This window comes from Pseudomonas sp. WHRI 8519 (assembly GCF_040224055.2).
Taxonomy (GTDB): Bacteria; Pseudomonadota; Gammaproteobacteria; order Pseudomonadales; family Pseudomonadaceae; genus Aquipseudomonas; species Aquipseudomonas putida_X.
On the sequence record NZ_CP167996.1, the window covers coordinates 3,063,603 to 3,088,868 of the forward strand.

At 63.9% G+C, this 25,266-nt stretch carries 25 protein-coding genes; 10 read left to right on the forward strand and 15 right to left on the reverse strand.

Annotated features, from left to right (window positions below; translation table 11 throughout):
- Positions 1-150 precede the first annotated feature (150 nt).
- Entirely contained in the window at positions 151-900 is a 750-nt protein-coding gene (locus ABRP30_RS14060; protein ID WP_267816240.1) for a FadR/GntR family transcriptional regulator, read from the reverse strand.
- A 222-nt stretch (positions 901-1,122) separates the two neighbouring features.
- Here ABRP30_RS14060 and ABRP30_RS14065 point away from each other — a divergent pair, with 222 nt between their 5' ends.
- Entirely contained in the window at positions 1,123-1,773 is a 651-nt protein-coding gene (locus ABRP30_RS14065) for a DUF998 domain-containing protein (protein WP_267816242.1), read from the forward strand.
- A gap of 75 nt (positions 1,774-1,848) precedes the next feature.
- Complete coding sequence (locus ABRP30_RS14070; protein WP_267816244.1) at positions 1,849-2,178, forward strand: hypothetical protein; 330 nt, start codon at positions 1,849-1,851, stop codon at positions 2,176-2,178.
- A gap of 169 nt (positions 2,179-2,347) precedes the next feature.
- Here the strand turns inward: ABRP30_RS14070 and ABRP30_RS14075 are convergent, their stop codons facing one another.
- Entirely contained in the window at positions 2,348-3,562 is a 1,215-nt protein-coding gene (locus ABRP30_RS14075; protein WP_267816246.1) for a YeeE/YedE family protein, read from the reverse strand.
- A 167-nt stretch (positions 3,563-3,729) separates the two neighbouring features.
- Here ABRP30_RS14075 and ABRP30_RS14080 point away from each other — a divergent pair, with 167 nt between their 5' ends.
- Positions 3,730-4,638, forward strand: a complete 909-nt coding sequence (locus ABRP30_RS14080; RefSeq protein ID WP_267816248.1) for a LysR family transcriptional regulator — start codon at positions 3,730-3,732, stop codon at positions 4,636-4,638.
- Here ABRP30_RS14080 and ABRP30_RS14085 read toward each other — a convergent pair whose 3' ends face one another.
- The 4 genes from ABRP30_RS14085 to ABRP30_RS14100 all read right to left on the reverse strand — a co-directional run bounded on the left by ABRP30_RS14085 (position 4,639) and on the right by ABRP30_RS14100 (position 7,690).
- Positions 4,639-5,157, reverse strand: a complete 519-nt coding sequence (locus ABRP30_RS14085) for a DMT family transporter (protein ID WP_267816250.1) — start codon at positions 5,155-5,157, stop codon at positions 4,639-4,641.
- Between the two features lie 161 nt (positions 5,158-5,318).
- A complete protein-coding gene (locus tag ABRP30_RS14090; protein WP_267816252.1) occupies positions 5,319-5,897 on the reverse strand; it encodes a hypothetical protein in 579 nt (192 codons plus the stop codon).
- Positions 5,898-5,972: 75 nt separating this feature from the next.
- Positions 5,973-7,265: a sorbosone dehydrogenase family protein gene (locus ABRP30_RS14095; protein ID WP_267816254.1), complete on the reverse strand. Its 1,293-nt coding sequence runs from the start codon at positions 7,263-7,265 to the stop codon at positions 5,973-5,975.
- Positions 7,262-7,690: a DUF2231 domain-containing protein gene (locus ABRP30_RS14100; protein ID WP_174141128.1), complete on the reverse strand. Its 429-nt coding sequence runs from the start codon at positions 7,688-7,690 to the stop codon at positions 7,262-7,264. The genes ABRP30_RS14095 and ABRP30_RS14100 overlap by 4 nt, the downstream gene beginning before the upstream one ends.
- A gap of 176 nt (positions 7,691-7,866) precedes the next feature.
- Between ABRP30_RS14100 and ABRP30_RS14105 the strand changes: the two genes are divergently transcribed.
- A complete protein-coding gene (locus ABRP30_RS14105; RefSeq protein ID WP_267816258.1) occupies positions 7,867-8,166 on the forward strand; it encodes a hypothetical protein in 300 nt (99 codons plus the stop codon).
- Between the two features lie 39 nt (positions 8,167-8,205).
- On the opposite strand, the gene ABRP30_RS14110 is transcribed toward ABRP30_RS14105, so the two are convergent.
- Complete coding sequence (locus ABRP30_RS14110; protein ID WP_349975625.1) at positions 8,206-10,392, reverse strand: OsmC domain/YcaO domain-containing protein; 2,187 nt, start codon at positions 10,390-10,392, stop codon at positions 8,206-8,208.
- Positions 10,393-10,651: 259 nt separating this feature from the next.
- Here ABRP30_RS14110 and ABRP30_RS14115 point away from each other — a divergent pair, with 259 nt between their 5' ends.
- The 4 genes from ABRP30_RS14115 to ABRP30_RS14130 are packed head-to-tail and all read left to right on the forward strand — an operon-like array spanning position 10,652 to position 15,748.
- Positions 10,652-11,107 carry a (2Fe-2S)-binding protein gene (locus ABRP30_RS14115; RefSeq protein WP_267816262.1) on the forward strand — a complete coding sequence of 152 codons (456 nt, stop codon included), beginning with the start codon at positions 10,652-10,654 and terminating at the stop codon, positions 11,105-11,107.
- A complete protein-coding gene (locus ABRP30_RS14120; protein ID WP_267816264.1) occupies positions 11,107-13,356 on the forward strand; it encodes a xanthine dehydrogenase family protein molybdopterin-binding subunit in 2,250 nt (749 codons plus the stop codon). The genes ABRP30_RS14115 and ABRP30_RS14120 overlap by 1 nt, the downstream gene beginning before the upstream one ends.
- 18 nt (positions 13,357-13,374) lie before the next feature.
- Positions 13,375-14,721: a cytochrome c gene (locus ABRP30_RS14125; RefSeq protein WP_267816266.1), complete on the forward strand. Its 1,347-nt coding sequence runs from the start codon at positions 13,375-13,377 to the stop codon at positions 14,719-14,721.
- Positions 14,722-14,734: 13 nt separating this feature from the next.
- The gene (locus tag ABRP30_RS14130) at positions 14,735-15,748 is read left to right on the forward strand and encodes an XdhC family protein (protein ID WP_267816268.1); all 1,014 of its coding nucleotides are present in this window, start codon (positions 14,735-14,737) and stop codon (positions 15,746-15,748) included.
- Between the two features lie 48 nt (positions 15,749-15,796).
- On the opposite strand, the gene ABRP30_RS14135 is transcribed toward ABRP30_RS14130, so the two are convergent.
- From ABRP30_RS14135 to ABRP30_RS14160, 6 genes are all read right to left on the reverse strand, one after another.
- Positions 15,797-16,612, reverse strand: a complete 816-nt coding sequence (locus ABRP30_RS14135; RefSeq protein ID WP_267816270.1) for an ABC transporter substrate-binding protein — start codon at positions 16,610-16,612, stop codon at positions 15,797-15,799.
- Positions 16,613-16,747: 135 nt separating this feature from the next.
- On the reverse strand, positions 16,748-17,068 hold the full coding sequence (locus tag ABRP30_RS14140) for a hypothetical protein (RefSeq protein ID WP_012314688.1): 321 nt from the start codon (positions 17,066-17,068) through the stop codon (positions 16,748-16,750).
- Between the two features lie 333 nt (positions 17,069-17,401).
- Positions 17,402-18,202, reverse strand: coding sequence for a sugar phosphate isomerase/epimerase (locus ABRP30_RS14145; RefSeq protein ID WP_267816274.1), 801 nt, complete (start codon positions 18,200-18,202; stop codon positions 17,402-17,404).
- A complete protein-coding gene (locus tag ABRP30_RS14150; protein ID WP_267816276.1) occupies positions 18,199-18,939 on the reverse strand; it encodes an SDR family NAD(P)-dependent oxidoreductase in 741 nt (246 codons plus the stop codon). The genes ABRP30_RS14145 and ABRP30_RS14150 overlap by 4 nt, the downstream gene beginning before the upstream one ends.
- Positions 18,936-20,285, reverse strand: a complete 1,350-nt coding sequence (locus ABRP30_RS14155) for an MFS transporter (RefSeq protein WP_267816278.1) — start codon at positions 20,283-20,285, stop codon at positions 18,936-18,938. Before ABRP30_RS14155 ends, ABRP30_RS14150 begins: the two co-directional genes overlap by 4 nt.
- Before the next feature lie 42 nt (positions 20,286-20,327).
- Positions 20,328-21,155, reverse strand: coding sequence for an amidohydrolase family protein (locus ABRP30_RS14160; RefSeq protein ID WP_349975626.1), 828 nt, complete (start codon positions 21,153-21,155; stop codon positions 20,328-20,330).
- A 147-nt stretch (positions 21,156-21,302) separates the two neighbouring features.
- On the opposite strand from ABRP30_RS14160, the gene ABRP30_RS14165 reads away from it, so the two are divergent.
- Positions 21,303-22,256 (forward strand): LysR family transcriptional regulator, encoded by a 954-nt coding sequence (locus tag ABRP30_RS14165; RefSeq protein WP_267816282.1) that lies wholly within the window; start codon positions 21,303-21,305, stop codon positions 22,254-22,256.
- A 127-nt stretch (positions 22,257-22,383) separates the two neighbouring features.
- Entirely contained in the window at positions 22,384-23,085 is a 702-nt protein-coding gene (locus ABRP30_RS14170) for a DUF3053 domain-containing protein (protein WP_267816284.1), read from the forward strand.
- A gap of 34 nt (positions 23,086-23,119) precedes the next feature.
- On the opposite strand, the gene ABRP30_RS14175 is transcribed toward ABRP30_RS14170, so the two are convergent.
- On the reverse strand, positions 23,120-24,379 hold the full coding sequence (locus ABRP30_RS14175; protein WP_267816286.1) for an ATP-binding protein: 1,260 nt from the start codon (positions 24,377-24,379) through the stop codon (positions 23,120-23,122).
- Positions 24,376-25,068: a response regulator transcription factor gene (locus tag ABRP30_RS14180; RefSeq protein ID WP_267816288.1), complete on the reverse strand. Its 693-nt coding sequence runs from the start codon at positions 25,066-25,068 to the stop codon at positions 24,376-24,378. Before ABRP30_RS14180 ends, ABRP30_RS14175 begins: the two co-directional genes overlap by 4 nt.
- Positions 25,069-25,266 lie beyond the last annotated feature (198 nt).

Here is a 25,266-nt window from a genome sequence, read left to right on the forward strand (position 1 = left end):
AGCTGGCTTGCCGGCCCACCGCGACCGCGTCGCTCTTCAGGTCTGTGCTTTACCTGTGGAAGTACCTGCCTTGCTCAACTGCTAAAAGCTGACGCAATCCCTGTGGGAGCCGGCTTGCCGGCGATGGGGCCCGCACAGCCAGCCGCGCTATCAAACCCCTTGCGCTTCAGCTTCCGCATGCGCCTGACGCAACCGCTCCCGGCTGTTGCTCAGGTGCATGCGCATGGCCATCTTGGCCCCTTCACTGTCGCTTCGGGCGATAGCTTCGTAGATCGCCTCATGCTCGTGCATCAACCGGCTCATGTAGTGGGCCTGGTCATCATGCGCCAGTCGCGCCGAGTTGAGCCGGGTGCGCGGGATGATGCTGGTACCGAGGTGGTTGATGATATCGGCGAAGTAGTGGTTGCCGCTGGCCTGGGCGATACGCAGATGGAACTGGAAGTCCGCCGACACGGCATCCGTGGCATGGGCCGCGCCCTCGTTGAGTTCGTCCAGCGCCGCGCGCATACTTGCCAGCTCTTCTTCGCTGCGCCGTTGCGCCGCCAGGCCTGCCGACTCGATCTCCAGGGCGATGCGCAGCTCCAGTACCGCCAGCACCTCACGCAGCGTGACCACGGTGGCCGGGTCGATGCGGAAGCCGCCCGTGGCAGGCGTATCCAGCACGAAGGTGCCGATGCCATGGCGGGTCTCGACCTGCCCGGCCGCCTGCAGCCGCGAGATCGCCTCACGCACCACGGTGCGGCTCACGCCCTCCTCGGCCATGATCTGCGACTCGGTCGGCAGCTTGTCGCCACGCTTTAGCTGGCCGCTACGGATACGCTCGGTCAGCACCGTGACCAGTTCCTGAGCCAGACTGCGCGGCTTGCGCCGGGTCTTTGCCTGTACCTGTTGCTCTGTCATGCCCTGTTTTTCACCTTGAAAGACAGCCGCCATGATAGCGCAAGCAGTTGTACGATCACATCCATCCGACGCGGTATTTATGGACGCAATGCCCCCTGCACAAAGGGCGTCGGAATTTAGCAGCGCAGCAACGGACCTAACCGCGAAGGAGCCAGGACAGACGGCACACATCCCGGTACTGTATAGGCATCGATTGGTCACTCCATGGAAGGAAAACCGCTGATGAAAACCTTCGATCGCTGCCTGCTCTGCTGCGGGCTGATCATTCCGTCCTGGCTGCTGCTTGGCGTTTGGTTCACCGCCCAGGCCTACCCCGGCTACGACCATCTGCAGCAGGCCATGAGCCAGCTGGGCGCAGTGGGCGCCCCAACCCAACGCTGGTCACCCCTGCTCAACAACTTCCCCCTCGCGGTGCTGTTTACCCTGTTCGCCTGGGGCCTGGCGCGGCGCTGGCGTGGCTCGAAGCTCGCCCTGGCCAGCGCTGCACTGGTACTGCTGCATGGGCTCGCTAGCGCCGGCACCGGTTGGTTTGCATGCGATCAGGGTTGTGCGCCTGCGCAACCTTCCCTGTCGCAGCAACTGCACAACCTCTTCGGCTTGATCATGTTTCTCTCGTTGACCCTGGCCAGTGCGCTGTGGGCATGGGCCGGGAAACGCGTGGCCGGCTCACCCGCGCTGGGGGTCTTTTCACTGGTTTGTGTGGTAATTGCGATCGCCACTGCCGCCCTGATGGCCAAAGCGGCGCAGGACGGGCAGTTGTTCGGCCTGTACCAAAGGCTGAACTATGGCGCCTCGGTGATCTGGGTCGCCGGGCTTGCGCTGTATAGCCTGCGGCCCACACTGGCAAATCGCCTGCGCATCGCCACCACTTGACCCTAAACGTACTGGCCCCCAGGCATTTGAAGCGAGGGCAAACTCCGTTCTTCTTCAGATGCTTAGGACAGCAACATGCGAGTATTTCTAGCAACGGTAGCCGGCTGCCTGCTGGCCACCACTGCCTTCGGCGCCCAGGCCAGAGCGCTGAGCCAGAACGACCGCCATGTGTGTAGCTGGGGCTCGCAGATCGCCGCCGAGGCCCAGCGGGCCAAGCTTTCCGGCGTGACCTTGTATGCCACGCGCAAGAAACTGCAGGTACGCCGGTTCGCCAAGCCGTGGATGCGCATGACCGCCTTTGGCATCACCGAACAGACCTACAACAGCCGCTCGCGGTTAAAGCCGGCAGCCATCAAGCAAACCTACTACGAACAATGCGTACACCACGCAGTCGCAAAACGTTAAAGGTTTATTAATCAGATAGTTGAACAATTAATCTCATAAAGAACCTGAGACAATTCAAGCTCAGGCGGCCCCACCTTGCACGCCTCTTGACTGCAGTGTTCCCACACGATGAAGGTCGAACCAGACAGATCCCGGCCGCCAAATGCCGGCGACCAGGGCCACACTGTTTTCAACAACCCGTCAGCGCCGCTGGCCGGCGCTCACCGGCAAAGAAGAACGGGCGCAGGCGCACGCCAATCATGTTCCCGGTGTAGGCCGCGACCAGCCACAGCCAGCCATGCACGCTACCCGAGGCGATGCCGCTGAAGTACGCGCCAATGTTGCAGCCGTAGGCCAGACGCGAACCGTAGCCGAGCAGCAGGCCACCGAGCACTGCGGCGATCAGCGAGCGCAGCGGGATGTTCAGGCTCGGCGCAAAACGCCCTGCCAGGCCAGCCGCCAGCAGCGCACCCAACACGATGCCAAGGTCCATGACGGTGGTCACGTCTTGCCACAGCGGCGCTGCCAGCGCCTTGGCGTTGGCCGGGGCCTGCCAGAACACCCAACTGCCGACGTCCACCCCAAGGCTGGAAAGGGTCTTGGCGCCCCACAAGGCAAAAGCGGAGGTAATGCCCCACGGGCGGCCTGCCAGGGCCAGCGTGGCGTAGTTCAGCAAGGCCAGGGCCACAGCACCCCACAGCAACGGCCACGGGCCACGCAGGAAGCGGCGCAGGCCTTGGTGCTCACTGCTTACAGGTGCTTCGAGGGCGCCATGGCGGCGTTTTTCCAGTACCACCGTCGCCCAGGCGATCAGCGCGAATACCGCCACGCTGACCAGTAGCGCCGGCGCGACGCCCCAGGCCTGGACGATCGAGGTGGCCGGCAACGATGGCAAGGCGAACCACCAGTCGGCATGGTGCGTGGCCGTGACCGAGCCAATGATGAAGAACAGCAGCGTCACCAGCATTCTGGCGTTGCCGCCACCAACGGTGAACAGCGTGCCCGAGGCACACCCGCCGCCCAGTTGCATGCCGATGCCGAAGATGAAAGCGCCAAACACCACAGACACCCCGGCTGGCGCCACCAGCCCGGTGACCGGGTTGCCAAACAGGCTGCCAGCCGCCAATGCCGGGAAGAACAACAGTACGGCCAGGGCCAACATGACCATCTGCGCACGCAGGCCGGCACCTCGTCGTTCGGTGATGAATACGCGCCAGGCCGACGTGAAGCCGAACGCTGCGTGGTAAAGCGTCAGCCCCAGGGCGGCGCCAAGGATCAGCAGCAAGACCTGCTTGAAACCGGCATTGAGGTTGAGGAACCAGGCACCGGCCAGCAGCAGGGCCAAGGCAATCAGGGGGGCGCGCAGACGGCGCGGTTCGGGTGTGACGGTTGCGGAAAGACCCATTGGAATGCTCGGATTACTGTAAAACGGGCGGCGATTATAGCGCCGGAGATTGCTCGATGCTGCTTTGGCTGGCGTTTATCGCTGCCAGCGGGGCCTAACCGCTCAGGCCTGTGCACATCTGTTAGGCTGATACGAAGCCCCCAAATACCCCACTGGCCATTCGCACCATGGATGAACTGCGCAAGATCGACCTTAACCTGCTGCTGGCCCTGCACGCACTGCTGAGCGAAAAACACGTGACACGCGCTGCCATCCGCCTGCACCGTAGCCAACCGGCAGTCAGCCATGCACTGGCACAACTGCGCGCGCATTTCGACGACCCACTGCTGATCCGCCAGAACGGTCACATGGCCCTGACCGCACGCGCCCAGTCCCTCATCAAACCCTTGCAGGACGCGTTGGGCAGCCTCAACAGCCTGCTGGCCACACCACGCTTCGACCCCGCTCAGGCCCAGCGCAGGTTCCGCCTGTCGTTGTCCGATTACGCCTCACGGCTCATCCTGCCGCCCTTGGTCCGCCACCTGCGTCAGGCAGCACCGGGCGTGGACCTGGCCATCAGCCAGGCCAGCCGCGAGGCGATGATGGCGCAGTTGCTTGATGGCGAACTCGACCTCGCCTTGGGCATCTTCCCCGAACTGCCCCAAGGCATTACCGCGCAAACACTGTTCGAGGACAGCTTCGTCAGCATTGCCGACCGGCAGGTATTGCCGGGCAAAGGCGGCCTTGCGCTGGAGGACTGGCTGGCACGGCCGCACGTGCTCATGGCCATGCGCCCGGACGCCCACGACGAGATCGAGCGCGCACTGGGTGAACGGGGCCTGCGCCGGCGCATCGCCTTGGCGCTGCCGCACTGGAGCGCCGCCGTCGACGTGCTCGCCGGCACTGACCTGATCCTCACCGTGGCCAAGCGCGCAGTGGGCCCGATGCGGCCACACAAGGCCCTGCGCCAGTTCGCCCCCCCCTTGCCAATCCCGAACCTGGCCTATCAACAGGCCTGGCACACTCGAAAAGACAGCGATCCAGGGCATCGCTGGTTGCGGGAGACGGTCTGGACCTGTTGCCAGCCCGGCCGCTGATCATCCTTCGGGCTGTTTGACGCTGGCCGTTGCGGCAGACGCAGGGCTGGCGGCCCAGGTGCTCTGCACCAGGAACACCCCAACCAGGATCAGCACCACCCCCGCAAGCCTAGGCAGGCTCACCGGTTTGCTGGCAACGCCCATCAGGCCGAAATGGTCGACAATCACCGACGTGAGGATCTGCCCGGCCACCACCAGCACCAGAAAGCCTGCGGCGCCGAGCTTGGGGGTCAAGGCGGCGGCAGCGGCGACGTACAGGGCGCCAAGCACGCCGCCGATCCACAGCCACCATGGGCCTTGCACTGCCTTGCCCAGGTCGGGCAGCGGTACCCGCAGGATCAGCAAGGCCGCGATGACCACCACCGAACTGACCGTCAATGACGTGAAGGCGCCCCAAAGCCAGTGCCCGAGCGCACGGCCGACGGCAGCGTTGCTGGCGGCCTGGTAGGGCAGCACGACCCCGGCGAGCAGCGCCAACAGCAAGGGAAGGAAAGCGATAAGCAGGGCCTTGTTAGGCATGGATGTACTCTTCTGAAGACAGGGTTGGTACATCATCTGCAAATCGACCGGCGTTATGGAAATCGAAATCCTGCACTCAGGTTATTCGCCACATGGATGATGGATACCGATCAATGATGCCGGCCCGGTGCTAGGCTCGCCCTGCCTGGGCCGGCGATAGGTCAGCGGGATGTCTCGACCCGAAGTACTTCGGTGTAGATCGCATCGACCGTCTGGTCGACCTTGAGGTTTTTCATGCGTGCCTGCAGTTCAGGGTCCTCGACCTTGACCACCTGCAACTTGCCTTGCGGCGGTAGCAGGCTCACCTCATGGGTCTTGAGGTCGATCTTCTTGATCTGCGACGTTACCCGCACCTGGCGGAATGCCTCACCGCCCGGGTTGGGGTTGGCCATGGTGGCGCGGATGGTTCCCGACTCATCGCTGGCTTTGGGCGCCCCGCCCACCTCAGTGTTCAGCACATAGGCCACTGCACGGGTCACGTAGATATCGACCTGGTCACCGACTTTGAGGTTGGGCAGCGCCTTGGCGTTTTCGCTGAGCTGGAACGTCACGTCCTTGTCGTCCGGGCCTTTGACGGTCACCTGCCGGTTGGCCTGGTCTATGGCCGTGACCTGTGTGGTCACATGGCTTTCCAGTGCTTCACTGGCGATCGGTATATCGGCAGCCTGCACCGTTAAACTGGCGGTACCCACGAGCGTGGCAAGCGCAACGGCGCGAGCGAGTGTGCAAAGAGCATTCATAGGCCTGCTTCCTTGTAGTCGACACAAGATTGGCGCGTGAACGCTTCACGCGCCGCTCCTACACCATAGCTGGACTTACCGATTGCGCGTGACCCGCCAGACGGTATTGGCCAGGTCGTCCGCGATGATCAGCGCACCCCGTGGATCGACCGTCACCCCGACCGGCCGGCCGCGGGTCTTGCCGTCCTCGGCCCGGAAGCCGGTGGCGAAGTCGATCGGTTCGCCGGCAGGCTTGCCATTGCTGAACGGGACGAAGATCACTTTGTAGCCCACAGGGTTTGGCCGGTTCCAACTGCCGTGCTCGCCCACGAACACCCCGTCGGCAAAGCGCTCGCCCATGGCCGGTATGGAAAAGTCCACGCCCAGCGCGGCCACATGCGAACCGAGGCTGTAATCGGGCTTGATCGCGGCGGCCACCTTGTCGGGGTTCTGCGGTTTGACCCGCTCATCGACATTCTGCCCCCAGTAGCTGTAGGGCCAGCCATAGAAGCCACCTTCACGCACCGAGGTGAGATAGTCCGGCACCAGGTCCGGGCCGAGTTCATCGCGCTCGTTGACCACGGTCCACAGCTGCCCGCTGCCAGGCTGGATGGCCAGCGCCGTTGGGTTGCGCAAGCCGGTGGCGTAGGGTTTGTGGGCGCCGGTGGCTGCGTCGACCTGCCAGACCATGGCGCGGTCGATCTCCGCTTCCATGCCCCGCTCGGTGATATTGCTGTTCGACCCGATACCGACATACAGATAACGGCCATCGGGGCTGATGGTCAGCGCCTTGGTCCAGTGGTGATTGATCTCGGCCGGCAGGTCGGTGACCTTGGTCGGCGGGCTAGCGGCCTTGGTCTGGCCGTCCTGGTAGTCGAAACGCACCAGAGCGTCCTGGTTGGCCACGTACAGCTTGCCGTCGGCAAACGCTAGGCCATACGGCGCGTTGAGGTTCTCGGCAAATACTGTCTGCACCTCGTAGGTGCCATCGCCGTCGGCGTCCCGCAGCAGTGTCAGGCGGTTGCCACCCTTGACCTGCGTATTGCCCTTGGCCTTGATCTGGCTGGCGATGACGTCCTTGGGCTTGAGCTTGGCTGCACTGCCGCCACGGCCTTCGGCCACCAGGATGTCACCATTGGGCAGTACCAGGCTCTGGCGCGGGATTTTCAGGTCAGTGGCGATGGCGGTGATGCTGTAACCCTCAGGCACGGTCGGCTTCTGCTCGCCCCAGTGTGCCGGCTCGGCGATCTTCATGCTCGGCAGCAGGCCACGCTCAGGCGCTGGCAGTTTCGGGTCGGGGCCCAGGGCCTGGGTCGCCTCGCCGTCGCCACCGCAGGCGCTCAACAGCAGCGCTACACTTAAAACAGGCAATGCATGCAAAGGTTTCATGCCGCACCTCCCGAACGCAGGTTGCTCATGCCCAGCCAGGCCGCCACGCAGGCCAGCACGGTGACGATCAGAGACAACACCAGGCCCGCAGGCATCACTGCCCAGGCATCCTTGGCGTGCTCGAACGCATTGATCAGGCCCAGTACCCAAGTCACCAGCAACAGCAGAAAGTACAGCGTCGGCCGCCCGCCCTTGCGCTCGGCGCGCACCAGGTTGGCCAGCGCGAACAGCAACGTCAGGCCACAGAACAGCAGGCCGCCGGCAATCAACCAGGAGGCGAAGTTACTCCACTGGATCTGGTAGCTCTTGAAATAGGCTATGTCACTCAGCAATGCGCCAAGAAACAACGGCACCGTGCCGGCCAGCAGGATTGCATGCAACGGGCTGGGCGTGCAGCGGTAGAGGGTTTGCTCGGTAGCGGTCACGGCGCCTCCTTACTCAGTCAGTGACCAGGGCTGGCGGACAGGCGCGAGGGCCCGGTCCGTCAGGCGTGCGCGGGGTGCGCTTAGCAAAGGATCACCTTGACGTCCGGTTAGTTCACCGCTTGGCTTGATAGAAACATCCTGAAAGATTTCACCCCTTACCACATGAGGCAAATGGCATGAGCGCTGATACAGCACGACCGTATGCGTTGTGGGCCGCACATGCCCTGCTTGGCCTGAGCCTTACGCTGGCGGGCGGATGTTCGAACAAACAGAGCCAGGCTCGCTACCCGACAGCGGCCTTGGGCTCGAACTGTTTCGCCAAGGCCGTGCCCACCCTGGGAGAAGGCGGCCTGGCGTGGGGCGATACCTTGAGCATGGCCCGACACAAGTCGATGAACAATTGCATCCGCTACGCCGGCAGGTCCGGCGGAACGCCCAAGACCTGCCAGGTGGTCATGGCCAAGTGCAAGAACTAGCACAGGCGCAACGCGGCAGGTCGCGCGGCTAGAGCCTTGTCACACCGCCTTGGCCCGGGCGGCATGCAGTTTCTTGTAGCTCTCGATCAGGCGCAGATGGCGGTCCAGCCCTTCCAGCTTCATGCTGGTGGGGGTCAAACCATGGAAGCGCACGCTACCGTCCACCGAACCCAGCACGGCATCCATGCGCGGGTTGCCGAACATCCGGCGGAAGTTGGCCTCGTAGTCCTCCATTTCCAGCTCGTCATCGAGCACCACTTCCAGCACCACATTCAGTGCCTGGTAGAACAAACCGCGCTCGACAGTGTTGTCGTTGAACTGCAGGAACGCCTCGACCAGCTCCTTGGCGTCCTCGAAACGCTTCAACGCCAGGCAAATCAGCAGCTTCAACTCAAGGATGGTCAACTGCCCCCACACCGTGTTGTCATCGAACTCGACCCCGATCAGCGTGGTGATGGTGGTGTAGTCGTCCACCTCACAGTTGTCCAGGCGCTTGAGTAGCGCGCGCAGCGCCCGGTTGTCCAGGCTATGCAGGTTGAGAATGTCGGCACGGAAACCCAGGGCACGATTGGTGTTGTCCCAGATCAGGTCCTCGACCGGGTAGATCTCCGAGTAACCCGGTACCAGGATGCGGCAGGCGTTGGCGCCGAGGTTGTCGTACACCGCCATGTACACCTCTTTGCCCATGCCCTCGAGAATGGCGAACAGGGTCGCGGATTCCTGGGCGTTGGAATCTTCACCCTGGCCGGAGAAGTCCCACTCGACGAACTCGAAATCGGCCTTGGCGCTGAAGAAGCGCCACGACACCACGCCACTGGAGTCGATGAAGTGCTCGACGAAGTTGTTTGGCTCGGTCAGCGCGTGGCTTTCGAAGGTCGGCTGCGGCAAGTCGTTGAGCCCCTCGAAACTGCGGCCCTGCAGCAGTTCGGTAAGGCTGCGCTCCAACGCCACTTCCAGGCTTGGATGGGCGCCGAACGAGGCGAACACGCCGCCGGTACGCGGGTTCATCAAGGTCACGCACATGACCGGGAATTCACCGCCCAGCGACGCGTCCTTGACCAACACTGGGAAGCCCTGCTCCTCAAGCCCCTGGATGCCCGCGACGATCCCTGGGTACTTGGCCAGCACCGCCTGCGGCACATCCGGCAGGCACAGCTCGCCCTCGAGGATTTCACGCTTCACCGCCCGCTCGAAGATCTCCGACAGGCACTGCACCTGGGCTTCGGCCAGGGTGTTGCCGGCGCTCATGCCGTTGCTGAGGAACAGGTTCTCGATCAGGTTGGACGGGAAGTACACCACCTGGCCGTCGGACTGGCGCACGAACGGCAGCGAACAGATGCCACGCTCGGTATTGCCCGAGTTGGTGTCATACAGGTGCGAACCACGCAGCTCGCCGTCCGGGTTGTAGATCTGCAGGCAGTATGGGTCGAGGATCTCACCTGGCAGCGCGTCCTTGGGGCCGGGTTTGAACCACTGCTCGTTGGGGTAATGCACGAACGGCGCGTTGGCGATGTCCTCGCCCCAGAACTGGTCGTTATAGAAGAAGTTGCAGTTCAAACGCTCGATGAATTCACCCAGCGCCGAGGCCAGGGCGGCCTCTTTGGTCGAGCCCTTGCCGTTGGTGAAGCACATCGGCGACTGCGCATCGCGCACGTGCAGCGACCACACGTTGGGCACGATGTTGCGCCAGGAGGCGATCTCGATCTTCATGCCCAGCCCGGCGAGCAGGCCCGACATGTTGGCGATGGTCTGCTCCAGCGGCAGGTCCTTGCCGGCGATGTAGGTGGTGGTGTCGGCGACCGGCATGAGCAGGCCCTGGGCGTCGGCATCGAGGTTGTCGACCTGCTCGATGATGAACTCAGGGCCGGTCTGCACCACTTTCTTGACCGTGCAGCGGTCGATGGAACGCAGAATGCCCTGGCGGTCCTTCTCGGAGATGTCTTCCGGCAACTCGACCTGGATCTTGAAGATCTGGTTGTAGCGGTTCTCAGGGTCGACGATGTTGTTCTGCGACAGGCGGATGTTTTCGGTAGGGATGCCCCGGGTCTGGCAGTACAGCTTGACGAAATAGGCGGCGCACAGGGCCGATGAGGCAAGGAAATAGTCGAACGGCCCCGGGGCCGAGCCATCGCCTTTGTAGCGAATCGGCTGGTCGGCGATCACCGTGAAGTCGTCGAATTTGGCTTCAAGACGAAGGTTGTCGAGAAAGTTGACCTTGATTTCCATGCGGGAACACCGTGATTTGAACGTGCAAAACGAAATTGGCCGGCATTATCCGGTTTTTTCGGCTGGAAGTCCTGTTTGTCTGCGCACCTGACCGCGACCGCACACGATTGCGCATTTCAACGGATTGCTTGCCTGATTCTCTGAACCTTCGGTAAACGGCAGGCCGCCGCACACACCGCTGTGCTAGCGTTTGCGGATTGGGGAGCAACGTATTCCCTGCACGACAACACAATGACAACCGATGATCAGCAGGTGAGCCATGGAACTTCGAATCAACCAGAAGACCTACCAGGTCGAGGCTGACGCCGACACGCCGTTGCTGTGGGTGATCCGCGACGACCTCGGCCTGACCGGCACCAAGTATGGCTGCGGCCTGGCACAGTGCGGCGCCTGTTCGGTGCTGGTGGACGGCAATGTGGTACGGGCCTGTGTCACGCCGGTGGCCGGCGTGGTCGGGCGTGAAGTGACCACCATCGAAGCCATCGAGGCCGATGCGGTGGGCAAGCGCGTAGTGGCGGCATGGGTCGAGCACCAGGTGGCCCAATGCGGTTACTGCCAGTCCGGGCAAGTGATGGCGGCCACCGCGCTGCTCAAGCACACCCCGAGACCGAGCGATGCGCAAATCGACGCGGCGATGGTCAACCTGTGCCGCTGCGGCACGTACAACGCCATCCATGCCGCCGTGCACGAACTTGCCCAAGGGGAGAAGGCCTGATGAATACGCCTGTCGGTACCCCTGCAGCGCTGCTCGACCTACCGCCAGGGGCAACGGTCAACTTGTCGCGTCGGCGTTTTCTCGCCAGTACCGCCGTAGGCGCGCTGGTCCTGGGCTTCGGGCTGCCGCTGGGCACCAGCCGGGTCCAGGCGGCGACGGCCGCCGCCCAGGAGCGCGGCACCCAGGTACCTGCATTCCTGGAAATCCGCCAGGACGGCACGGTACGCCTGCTCTGCCCGTTCATCGAAGGCGGCCAAGGCACCTATACCGCCATGGCGCAGATCGTCGGCGAAGAACTGGACGCGGACCCTGCCACATTCGTGGTCGACAGTGCCCCGCCGGGCGAAGCCTACGTCGTGATGGAAAACGGCATGCGGATCACCGGCGGCAGCATGTCGGTGCGCATGAGCTACCCGACCATGCGCCGCCTCGGCGCCCTCGCCCGGGCCATGCTGCTGCAGGCCGCAGCAGAACAATGGGGCGTACCGGTGAGCGAGCTGTCCACCGAGCCTGGCAAAGTGCTGCACGCTGCCTCGGGCCGTGCGCTGGGCTATGGCGAACTGGCTGAACGGGCCATGGACCTGCCGGTACCGGACCCGGCCGGCATCACGCTGCGCGACCCCAGCCAGTTCCGCTGGATCGGCAAGCCGGTGGCGCGCGTCGATGCCTACGACAAATCCACCGGCAAAGCGCTTTACACCATCGACATCAAGCTCGAGGGGATGCTCCACGCCGCTGTGCAGCATGCCCCGCGCCTGGGCATGACCGTGGGCCGCCTGCGCAACGAAGAGCAGGTCAAGGCCATGAAAGGCGTGCATTCGGTGCATCAGTTGCCAGGCGCCGTTGCCGTGGTGGCCGAACGCTGGTGGCACGCCAAGCGTGCGGTCGAAGCGGTCCAGGTGGACTGGCAGGAACCCGGCGCCGACAGCACGGTACGCGCCATGCCCGCCGACTTTTCCAGCGATGCCTGGCGCGAGCACCTGGCCGCCCAGACTGGCCCGGCCCGCGACGACGAAAGCGAGGGCGATCTGGCCGCGGCACTCGGCAACGCCAAGACCAAGGTCGAGGCCACCTACCACAATCAGTACCTCAACCACGCCCAGTTGGAGCCGCCGTCCGCACTGGCGCGCTACAACCCCGACGGTTCACTGGAGGTCTGGCTGCCCAACCAGGCGCCGGACATGTTCCGTGACGACATCGCCAAACGCACCGGCCTGGACCCTGCAAAGATCACCTTGCACTCCCCGCTTCTGGGTGGGTTCTTCGGTCGCCACTTCCTGTATGACTCGGCCAACCCGTACCCGCAGGCCATCTTGCTGGCCAAGGCCGTCGGCCGCCCGGTCAAGCTGATCTGGAGCCGCGAGGAAGAATTCCTGCGCGATGTGCTGCGACCGGTGGCGGTGGTCAAGTTCCGCGCAGGGCTGGATGCCGATGGCCTGCCAGTGGCCATCGAAGCGGTGAGTGCCACAGAGGGCCCGACCGAGGCCCTGGCAGGCAAGCAAGGCGAGAAGATCGACCCAACGGCGCTCGAAGGGCTGTCGGGTAAATCCTACGCCATCGCCAACAAGCGCATTGCACAGATCTACGTCAAGGGCCCGGCGATGCTGGGTTACTGGCGCTCGGTGGGCAACTCGCTGAACGACTTCTTCTATGAGTCCTTCCTGGACGAACTGGCCGACAAGGGCGGCAAGGACCCCTTCGAGTTGCGCCTGCACCTGCTGCGCGACAACCCTCGCCTGACCAACCTGCTGCAAGCGGTGGGTGAATTGTCCGGTGGCTGGAAGCGCGGGCCGTTCACCGCTGAAGACGGCAGCAAGCGGGCACGAGGTGTGGCCATGGCCTCGCCATTCGGCTCGGAAGCTGCCGTGATCGCTGAAGTGTCGATCGAAGATGGCCAGGTCAAGGTCCACGATATCTGGCAGGCGATCGACCCTGGCAGCATCGTCAACCCGGCGATCATCGAAGCCCAGGTCAACGGCGCCGTGGCACTCGGCCTGTCGCAGACGCTGGTCGAGGAAGCGGTGTTCATCGATGGCAAGCCGCGTGCGCGCAACTACGACCTGTATCCGATCCTGCCTGCCTCGCGCATGGCCCGGGTACATGTGCGCATTGTCGAAAGCGGCGCGAAGATGGGGGGCATTGGCGAGCCGCCGTTGCCTGCGGTGGCGCCAGCAGTGGCCAACGCGGTGGCGCAGCTTACCGGCCAGCGCATCCGCAGCCTGCCCATGAGCCGCCATACCTTCAGCTGACCGGACAAGGAACGCCCCATGACCCACAGTCGATTCGCAAGAACCGCAGGCTGGCTGGCGCTGCCGTGCCTGGTCGCCGCCGGCCTGCTGGCCTGGTATGTCACCCGTGAGCCCGCTTCGCCCTTCGTCACCGAACAGAGCACCAGCTTCGACCCGGCGCTGGTCAGCCGTGGTGAGTACGTGGCCAGGCTCAGCGACTGCGTCGCCTGCCACAGCCTGCCCGACGGCAAGCCGTTTGCCGGTGGGCTGGAAATGGCCACACCACTGGGGGCGATACACGCCACCAACGTGACGCCCGACCCCGCGACGGGCATCGGCAATTACAGCCTCGCCGACTTCGACCGCGCCGTGCGTCACGGCGTCGCGCCGGGCGGCCGGCGGCTGTACCCGGCCATGCCCTACCCTTCGTATGCCAAGCTCAGTGATGATGATGTGCGGGCCCTGTATGCCTTCTTCATGAAAGGTGTGCAGCCTGCACAGCAGGCGAACATCCCCAGCGATATCCCGTGGCCGTTGAACATGCGCTGGCCGATCGCGCTGTGGAACGGCCTGTTCGCAGCAGACCAACCTTACGCGGTCAAACCGACGCAGGACGCGGTGTGGAACCGAGGTGCCTACATCGTTCAGGGGCCCGGCCACTGTGGCAGTTGCCATACCCCGCGGGGCCTGGCCTTCAACGAAAAAGCCCTGGATGAAGAGGGCAAGCCGTTCCTGGCCGGTGCGCTGCTCGATGGCTGGTACGCACCCAGCCTGCGTAACGACCACAATACTGGCCTGGGCCGCTGGAGCGAGGCGCAGATCGTGCAGTTCCTCAAACACGGGCGCAATCAGCATGCGGTGGTCTATGGCTCGATGACCGAGGCGTTCAACAATTCCACCCAGTTCATGAGCGATGACGACCTGGCAGCGATCGCCCGCTACCTCAAATCGTTGCCGGGCGACCCACAACGTGACGGCGCGCCGTGGCAATACCAGGCGGTGTCTGCCGGCGAACGCCTGAACAGCCCGGGCGCCCACACCTACGTGACCCGCTGCGCCACCTGCCACGGCTTGGACGGCAAGGGCCAGGCAGAATGGATGCCGCCGCTGGCGGGGGCCACCTCGTCGCTGGCGAAGGAAGATGCGTCGGCGATCAACATCACCCTCAATGGCTCGCAACGCATCGTCGCCGCAGGGCTGCCGGATGCCTACCGCATGCCGGCGTTCCGCGAGCAATTGTCGGACCAGGAGATCGCCGATGTACTGAGCTTCGTCCGCGGTACCTGGGGCAACCACGGCGGTGCGGTCGATGCGCAGGCCGTCAGCAAGCTGCGCGGGGATACCGACCCGGCGAGCAGCAGCCCGATCATCTTGCACATGCGCTGAGGAATAACCGTCAATGGAAAGCATCGACCTGCTGGTCCTGCGCACCACCTGTGACTGGCTCAAGGCAGGCGAACGGGTGCTGCTGGCAACCGTCGCCCGTACCTGGGGCTCATCGCCCAGGCCGGTGGGTTCGATGATGGCCCTGCGTGGCGATGGCAGGGTCATTGGCAGCGTTTCCGGTGGCTGCATCGAGGATGACCTGGTGCACCGCTACACCACCGCCTACAACGGCGAGGGCATGCCGCAAGGGCTGCCGCGCGTGGTGCGTTACGGCGTCAGTGCCGACGAGGCCCATCGCTTTGGCCTGCCCTGCGGCGGGACCCTGGAGCTGATACTCGAATTCAACCCTTCGTTGCCCTGCCTTGAGCAGCTTCTGGCGCAACTGGACGCTGGCAACCTGGTCCGTCGCCAGCTGGACCTTGGCACCGGTGACACAAGCCTGACCACCACGTATGCGCCAGAGCAGTTCAGCTTCGATGGCCAGCGAATGGTCAATACCCTGGGCCCCGGCTACCGCATGCTGCTGATCGGTGCCGGGGCACTGGCCGAATACCTGGCGACCATGGCGCTGTTCAATGGCTTCAAGGTGGCCGTCTGTGACCCTCGCCGTGAATACATGGATGGCTGGAATGTCGCGGGCGTGGAGAAGCTGGTCGGCATGCCGGACGACATGGTCAGGGCCTTTGCCCCGGACCTGCGCAGTTGCATCATTGGCCTTAGCCATGACCCCAAGCTGGACGACCTGGCCCTGCTCGAAGCCTTGCACAGCCCAGCCTTCTACATCGGTGTGATCGGCTCGCGGCGTAACAGCCAGCTGCGCCGCGAACGCCTGGTCGAGCATTTCGGCCAGACCCAGGCCTCACTCAAACGCCTGCATGGCCCAATCGGCATCTACATCGGTAGCAAGACCCCTGCAGAGATCGCGGTCAGCGTCATGGCCGAGGTGCTGGCCATCAAGAACGGCGTGGCCTTGCCCAGCGCGGCCAATGTGACCACGGCCAAGCGGGCTCGGGAAGCCAGTGCATGATATCAACGTGCGCCCATCACTGAACACCGCCGCCGCGCGCACGCCGCCTCAGTGCGGCCCGCCCGCTTGCTGCTGTTTCCAACGCTCGAGGTTCTTCGCCAGTAGCTGCCCAGGCAGCGGGCCAGCGACGATTTCCTTCATTTTCTGCGCCAGGCGCTCACGCAGCCTGGGCTGGTTGCACGGCGAGGCGTGGGACAGCGCCAGGTACAAACCCTCACTGGAAACCGGCGGGTCAAGCACCTTCAGCTGCGTCTCCATACCCAGCGTCCGCGCCATCGCCATACCGGGGTACTGCTCATAGATCAGGTAGTCGTTACGCTTGTGCAGCAGCTTCTCGAACGCCTGCCTGGCGCTGGGAACCGCTTCGAGGGTGAGGTTGGCCCTGGCATAGTCATCGAACGCCTGGCCATGACTGTTGCTGACCAGGGTGCCGCCCTTGCGCCCCTTCAAGTCTGACCAGCCACGGTAAGCAAAGGCCGCGTCCTGGCGCACCCAGACAACGCTTGGGGTATGCAGGAATGGCGGGCTGATGAAGTCTACCTCCTGCTGACGCGCCTGGGTCAGGAAGTAACCGGCCATCAAATCGATACGGCCTTTGCGCACCTCTTCCTGGGCCCGCGACCAGGGCCCACCGTAGACCACCTGCATTTCCAGCCCGAGCGCCCGGCCCAGGTGATCAAGCAGGTCGGCGTTGGCCCCGATCAGTCGTTGGGGGTTGGTCGGGTCGCGCCACAGGTAAGGGGGGTATTCCGGATTGCCGGTGGCGGTCAGTTGCCGACACGCATCCTCCGCTGCCCAGGCCTGAGGCAGCAGAAAAAAGAAAAGCCAAAGCAGCAAAGACCGACCGGACCACCGCTCGACCATCTACAACCCTCGGTGCTTGGGGCCTTAGGCGGCCAGCCGTGGTCGCGAAAGGCTGCCACATCCTGCGCACGTCTGCTGTACTGCTGCCCGCATGCTCTAAAGATTCTGGACGAGAATCAGCTGGCTGCCAGAAATTTATCCGGGCATGCGCGCCAAAGACCGCTTGGCCGCCGCCTGGAACACGCCGCGCAGTGCCCTGACTTGCTCTTCGGTGAGCGTCTGCGCGCAGGTCAGCCCCTGCAGGAAGCCTATGCCCCAGTTTTTCGTCTGGTCCAGTTGCTGACGGTTTTCGGCTTCGGCGATATCGCCCAGATGGAGCGCGGCGTGGTGTTCGTAGCGGTCACCCAGTGCCAACTTGCGCAGTTCACCCAGAGCGACCTTGAATTCAGCGGCGGCTACATCGTCCAGGCCCAGGTGCTCATACTGAAGCAGGCTCAGACGGTCGGTGGCGGTCATCTTCGAATCTCCGTTTCTCTATAAAAGGAGCAGTTGCAGGAAAGTCACCGACCAACCCAGAACGCTTCCAGGCGCCAGGTGATGGTGGTGTGGTGTTATGGGTTGTATACCATAGGTGAGGGCCATCGCCCTAGCGGTGTGCGCCGTCCGGTTGGTTGTCGCCGTCGGGGGCGACTGCCGGCCCCTTTCCAACCCCAGCCCGACATACCTTCGGCGAGGTCCGGGCCACCGGGTGGGTGGCAACAGCCTATGGCTTGCACCCGCAGCGCTAGCTACACACCACCGGCCTCCCCTGCAATCGGTGGAGAACCGAATGCAAGCCTTCAACAGGCCTCACTGCAGGCCAGCACTGCTCAACCAACCGTGCGTCGCTGCAAGCACCTGCTGCAAGCGGTTTTCACCGCCAAGCATCATCGAAGGCGTTTCCACGCTCACGTGTACCTCCACCGGCAACGCGCCCAACAGTGCTGCCAGTGGCAACTGCCCCTGCCCCGGCAACAACCGCCCTTCACGCGCCTCCTGGATAATCAGTGCCTCAGCCGGCGCCGTGAGCGGCGCATCGCACAGTTGCACCGCCCGCAGGTAGCGCCGGTCGACGTCGGCAAGTGCCGCTACATTCCCGCCCGAACGGAACAGATGCAGCGCATCCACCAGTACCGCGCTGTTGTCCTGCCCAGCCATGTGCAACACAGCCAACGCCTGCTGCAGGGTGGCCACCGGCCTCCAGCGCATGAACTCCAGATCCACACGCAAGCCATACGCCTTGGCCATTTCACACAGCGCCGCGAAGTTGTGCGCAAGCCGCACACGGTCTTCGTCATCCCCGGATACCGTAAGGCTGGTGGCGCCCAGTTCAGCACCTGCGGCCAGCAAGGCTGAACAATCGCCAACCTGCAGTTGCGGCGTCAGCGAGACGAACTCGATGTCGGCAACACTCACACCCTCACCAGCCATCACGGCCTTCACCTCTCGCAACGCCTGCCCCCCCGCCGCCAGCGGGTAAGCCTGCGCCCCCGGCATCACCGGGTGCAGCCGCAAGCCCACGGCGTTGAAACCGGCACTGCCAGCCTCACGCACCAACGCCTGCGGCGCAAGGTCCAGCGCGGTAAGGTGGGCAACCGCAAGGGGCCTCAATAGGTCGCCCTCCCACCACTGAGGTCGAACACGAAGCCTGTGGTGAAACTGCATTCCGGCCCGGCGATCCAGGCCACCATGTTGGCAATTTCCTCAGCCTTGAGAAAACGCCCCATCGGTATCTTGGCCTTGCTCGCCGCGATATGCTCCTCCGTCATCTCAGCCATCAGCGGCGTTTCGACCATCGCCGGGGCGATGCAGTTGAGCGACACACCCTCCTGCGCCAGTTCCTTGGCTGCGGCCTTGGTGAAGGCGATGACCCCGGCCTTGGCAGCCGAATAGCCGCTGATGTACTGCACGCCATCCTTGCCCGCCATCGATGCCACGTTGACGATCCGCCCATAACCGCGCTCGCGCATATGCGGGATGGCCGTTCGGCAGCAGTAGAAGACGCCATTCAGGTCGATGGCGATGACCTTGTCCCAGGCCTGCGGCGGGTACTCCCAGGACGGTACCACCGGCCCGTTGATGCCAGCGTTGTTGATCAGGATTTCGACCTGCCCCACGCGCGCCAGCACCTCAGCGAATGCCGCCTCGACCGTGGCCAGTGAGGCGACATCCACGGCCTGGCGCAGCACTGGCTCGAAACCGTTGCCGACACTGTCCCAGCCATCCACTTCGAGGTCCCAGATCACCACCTGGGCACCGGCGCAGTGCAGCCGTTGGGCGATGGCCAGGCCGATGCCACGCATGCCACCGGTCACGATCGCAGTTTGCCCTTGCAGGGGTTGGCTCATTGTTCAGCTCCTTTTTCAACACAGGGAATATCCGGCAGGCGACGCAGGTCACGCACCATGAACAGGTAACACAGCGCGCCAAGGGCGGTGATCGAGGAGACGAAGACCAAGGCCCAGACGAAGGACCCGGTGGCCGTCACGATCAGGCCGATGGTCAGCGGGGTAACGATGCCGGCGGCGTTGGCGAACAGGTTGAACAGCCCACCACTGAGGCCCAGCAAGCCCTTGGGCGCGATGTCGGAAACGATCATCCAGGCCAGGGCGGACATGCCCTGGGCGAAATAGGCGATACACAGGATGGCGATGACCAGAACGTCCGACTCGACATAGTTGGCCAGGACAATCACCGAGGCGGTCAGCAGGCCGGCGATGACTGGCAGCTTGCGTGCCACATTCAGCGAGTAGCCCCGGCGCAGCAAGGCATCGGAGAGCCAGCCGCCGACCAGCGTGCCCAGCGAAGCGGCGATGAACGGCAGCACCGCTACCCAACCGACTTTAAGCCAAGGCATGTGCCGCTCAGTGACCAGATAGGTCGGGAACCAGGTCAGGAAGAACACATTGGTCGAGTTACAGGCGAACTGCCCCAGGCAGATACCGAGCATGTTGCGGTGCTTGAGCAGCGCCGGGATCTGCGACCACGCAAAGACAGTGGCTTTCTGGCCACCATCGACCACCCCACCGCCGGCAGCGATATGATCGAGCTCGGCCTGGTTGGCCGTGGTGGACTGGTGCGGCTCGTGGTATTTACGCCACCAGACCAACCCGTAGAGCACGCCCAGTAACCCGACCGCCATCAGCAGAAAGCGCCAGCCGTAGGCGTGCAAGACCCAAAACAGCAAGGGTGTCAGGAACGCAAGGCCGGTGTACTCGGCAAAGGTATAGATACCGGTCGCCCTGGCCCGCTCGCTTTGCGGGAACCAGGTCGCCACCACGCGGCTGTTGGTAGGGAAGCACGGTGCTTCTGTCACACCGACCAGAAAGCGCATGCCCAGCAAGGACAGAAACCCTTGGGCCAGGCCCTGCAGGCCGGTGAACAGCGACCACAGCGTCAGTGCCAGCCAGTAGGTGAGCTTGGTGCCCAGCCGGTCGATCAGTATGCCGCCAGGGATCTGTGCCGCCGCGTAGGTCCAGGAGAACGCTGAGAAGATCACCCCCATCATCGCCGCGTTGAGGCCCAGTTCGGCACTGATGCTCGGCGCGGCGATGCCCATCACGCTGCGGTCCAGGTAGTTGATCATGGTGCCGCCTGAGATCAGCGCCAGGATCATGAAGCGGGTTCGGGTACGTTGCTGCTGGCGCGCGGGGGTGTCGAACACCTCGGCGCCGATAGGCTGGTCAGCATTCATGGCAATTGCTCTCTTGTTCTTGGAATGGCAAAGGTGCAGGCGTCAGGCAAACCCGAACAGGCGCCTTGGGGTCTCCCACATGATGGTGCGCCGCAGGTGGGGGTCTGGCATCAAGCGCTCGGCCAACTTCAGCAAGGGGCCGTAATCCACCCGGCTATGCTGGCGGATGAAGGGCCAGTCCGAACCCCACACACAGGCATGCGGGCCAAAGGCGTTGATCAACTCGTGTACGTACACGCTGCTTTGCTCATGCAGGGCAGCAGCGCTGGCGAATTTCTGCATGCCCGAGAGCTTCACGCAGGCCCGCCCCTGTCGCGCCAGCCGGAGCAATGCCTGAAAGCCGGCCTGTCGGGTACCGCCGGCCGCATCCGGCCGCCCGCAATGGTCGATCAATACCCGCACCGCACTGCCCTGGATCAGGCCGAGCAGTTCGACGAGCTGGTCGTCGCACACCTGGATCTGGGCGAACAGGCCAAGTTCGGCAAGCTTGCCGAACAACGGCCCGGCGTCGTTCAAGCTCTGCACGCCATACATTGCCGGGTTGAACGCCACACCGACCACGCCCTGCTCACGCAGTGCGGCCAGTTGCTCGAGGCTGATGTGGCGCTCGACCACCGCTATGCCCTTGAAGCGGCCCTGAGCGCTCGCCAAGGCATGCAGCAGGCAGCGGTTGTCAGTGTGGTAGCCACTGTTGGGCCCAACCAACAAGGCATGGCGCACGCCATAGGCCTCCATCACCTGGTTGAACTGCTCCAGCGGCGCGATCTCCTGGCCGGACGGTGCGTACGGCGCATCGGGGTGATAGGCGAAGCGTGCAGGGTCAAACAAATGGTTATGGCAATCGATCTTCGGTTCATCAAAGATGTCCAAAGGCGGCTCCTTCAAGCGCCACTGCGCTTGCCTGCAGATCTTGTTATTGTTCGCCACCACGGGCGATTAGCCTGGGCCCACGATACTGCGGGCGTCGCCGAGGCGCTCATACACAGATGGCGAAGACCATAACCTAAGGTAATGCTCATGCTTCCCGGCAAAGAAGGCAGCGACGCCAGTGCACTGGTATTCAAACTGCGGCACATGGAGGTGTTTCGGGCGGTCATGCTGACCGGCTCGATCAGCGCTGCCGCGAAGATGCTGTATGTCTCGCAGCCGGCGGTGAGCAAGCTCATCGGCTACATCGAAGGGCGCCTGGCCTACCGCCTGTTCGAGCGCATCAACAACCGCCTGGTGCCCACCGCCGAGGCGCAGATCCTGTTCCGTGAGGTCGAGCGGGTGTATCAGGCAGCACTGCAAGTCAATGAATGCGCGCTGGCGCTGGCCACCGGCGCCCATCGCAAGCTGCGGATCTCCTGCAGCGCCTCGTTGTCGACGGTGGTAATCCCCACCGCCCTGGCCCAGCTCAAGCGTGAGGCGCCTGCACTACAGATCGAATGGCAGACCTCGCTGATGGGCGAGATGCCCAACCAGATCCTGTCGAAGAAGGTCGACCTCTCTATCGCCGCCCTGCCGGTGGTGCACGACCACCTGCATTCACAGGCATTCATGCGTGGGCGCATGGTCGCTGTAATGCCCGTCGATCATCCCCTGGCACAGCAGCCAAGCCTGAGCTTGCAGCAGCTGGAAGGCCATGCGCTGCTGCTGTTCCGCCCGGACATGCCGTTCGGCAAGTTGCTGGCCGAGGAAATAGCCCGCCGTGGCCTGCACCTGGACTCGCTGTTGTCGTTCACCAATGCCAACGAGGCCGTGGCGCTGGTCAAGCAAGGCATGGGTATCAGCGTGATCGATGAATTCGTGGCACAGGACAGCGGGTTGGCCGTGGTGCCCTTGGCCGACGAGATTCACTTCGATATCAGCTTCGTCCATTCGCGTTTTGACCCGCCGTCACAGGCGGCCCTGCACCTGATGCGCGTGCTGCATGTCCAGGCACGCAAGCTGGGGCGGCAGATCCCTGGGTTCGAGTTGCCCGACAGGTAAAGCGGGTGGCCCTGGAGAGGCCGTGAATGCCGGATTGGATCCGCAGGCTGAGAAACGCTACCCTTGCACCGCCGCGCAGCGCTTGCCGGTGCGCAGGCCTACCCATGCACTCAGGAGATTCACCGACATGAACGTCCCATTCAAGCCCCGCTGGCTGCTCGCCCTTGCCCTGCCCCTGGTACTTGCCGCCTGCGGCGACAGCGAACCCAAGCAACGGGCCGCCTTCAGCGAATTCCTGCAGACCCGTATCGTCGACAAGCCAGGCGTGCATGTGCCCAAGCTGAGCGCAGACGAGTCCAAGGCATTTGGCCCCTACAGCGATCACTACGCCGTCATCACCCAGTTCAACGGCGCGATGGATGCCGCAGTGCAGCCTTTGGGCAACCTGCTGCAAAAAGGCGCGGTTCGCTCGCTCAATGACGTCACTGCCCGCCGTGACGACATCAAGGCCGTGCAGACCGGCCTGAACGACATGGGCAACCAGCTGCAAGAGCAAAAGGCCAAGGCGGACACCGCCCATGCCCAGCTCAAGCAGCCGGAAGACCTCAAGGTGGTGTACGACAAGGCCTATGAGCGCACCGTCAGCGTCCCGGCCGACACCTTCCTGGACGTGCTGCCGCAAATCAACGGCACCCTGGACAGCAGCCTGAAGGTGGCCGACTACGTGGATGCGCACAAGGAAAAGATAGAAATCAACGGGGCCATCGTGAAAGTGTCCGACCCAACCGTTCAGGCTGAGTTGAATGCCTTGCTGGCGGACCTGAACAACCAGGCCAAGACCGTGCAGCAGGCGCAGGCAAGGCTGCAGACGGTCATGCTCGGGCGCTAGTCGGCTGCGAATCAGGCGGCGGCTGGGGGTTCGCTCACACCCGCTTCGGCAGCTGGATATTCACCCGCAACCCCCCTCCCTCGCCCGCTTGGGCGCTGATCGAGCCCTGATGCAGCGCGATTGCCCGACGGGCGATCGCCAAACCCAGGCCGAAGCCATCGCTGCCGCTGTCCAAACCCCGGTCGAACGGCTCGAAGATGCTCTGCAGGCGCGCCGGGGCCACGCCCGGGCCCTGGTCGATGATGGCCACTTCCAGCTGGTCGCCGCCGTCGGCCAGCAGCGCCAGCACCCGCACTTCAGTCCCAGGCGCTGTGTAGCGTACGGCATTGCGCACCACGTTCTCGAAGGCGCGATACAGCAGTTCCTCATGCCCGCAGGTCAACCATGCTGCATCCGCGCTCAGCGACACCTGGCACTGCTTCATGCTGGCCTCGAAACGGGCATCCTCGACGATCTGCGCCAGCAACTCGACCACATCCAACGCTTGGCTATTGCCATCGCCCGGCTGTGACTGGACACGTGCCAGGGTCAGCAGTTGCTCGATCAGGTCATCCATGCGCCGGGATTCGCGCTCGATGCGTTCCAGCATCTCAGCACGCTCCGGCTGCTGGCGTACCAAGCCGATGGCCGCGTGCATGCGGGTCAGTGGCGAGCGCAGTTCATGAGAAATATCATGCAGCAGTTGCTGCTGAGCCTCGACCAGCGCCTTGAGCTGGCTGGCCATGCGGTCGCAGCCTTCGGCAAGGTCGACGATCTCGTCGCGGCGCTTGCCCAGGCGCGGCTTGACGCGCACCTCGAACCGGCCCTGGGCGACCTGCTCCATGGCCTCGCGCAGCCATGCCAAAGGCTTGGTCAGGTAAAGGCTGCAGAGCAAGGCGAACAGTGCGCTCATCAAGGTCCCGGTGAGCAGCGGGCCCATGCTCCGCGGGCGTGGTAGTTCGTCCAGGCGGGTCGCCACCGATGCACGCAACACCAACGCCCGACCGCCCTGGTCGAGCAGCGCCCGCTCGAAGCGGGCCTCGGGTACAGGCCTGCCTGCCAGCAAGTGGCCGGTGCCGTCATACAGCCCCACCTGAACACCTTCAGGCTGGGGCGAAACCCGCAACAGCTGGCGGCCAGCCTGCTCTCCGTATCTGTGCAACATGTTCAGCTCGGTAACCAGCAGCGAACGCAGCGCCGGGGTGTCGCCACGCAGGTCGTCGAGCATGAAGGCCCCCGCGCCCACCAGGAACGTCAGGCAGTTGGCCATCCAGAAGGCCAGGAACAGCTTCCAGAACAGGCGCCGGCGCATCATTCGATGATCAGCATGTAGCCCATGCCCCGTACGCTCTGAATCCAGCTGCTGCCGTCGGCGCGTGGCCCGAGTTTCTGTCGGATGCTGCTGATGTGCACATCGATGCGGCGATCGTAACGGGTCAGCGGCCGGCCCAGGGCGTTGAGCGACAGCTCTTGCTTGCTCACCAGTCGGCCCGCCTGGCGAGCCAACGCTTCGAGCAGGCTGAATTCAGTCCCGGTCAGGTCCAGAGGAGCCGCCGCCCACTGGGCCTTGCGGCGCCCTGGCCATAAAGTCAGCGCCCCTGTGCCGAGGACTTCGCCAGCCTGGCTTTCAGCCCACGCGTGCGGTTGCACCCGGCGCAGGATCGCACGCAGGCGCGCCACCAGTTCGCCCGGCGAGCTGGGCTTGGGCACATAGTCATCGGCGCCCAGCTCCAGGCCGGCAATGCGGTCGATGTTGTCACCACGGGCGGTGAGCAACAGCACCGGGACCTGGCTGCGAGCCCGAATACGCCGCAATACTTCGATCCCTGAGATGCCCGGCAGCATCACGTCCAGCACCACGATGCGAAAAGCCCCGCTCAACGCGTGAGCCTCGCCCTCTTCGCCATTTGCCACGGCGGTTGCCTCAAAGCCTTCGCGGGCCAGGTAAAGGGCAAGCATTTCGGTGAGTTCACGGTCGTCATCGACCAAAAGCACAGGAATCATGGGGGGTACGCGTAGGCAGGGCTGCAAAGCGCGCATGATCGCCCTGCCGCGCCAGGCTGTCACCGCAAGCAGGGCGAACTTTACACATCTTTACCTTGGGTTAACCGCGCCAAACACAGCCCGCCCTTATCCTCATCGCCCGCTTGCCTGGCAGCCGCCGCGCGCCTTCGCCGAGCCTGCTCAGCCTCCCTCACGCCC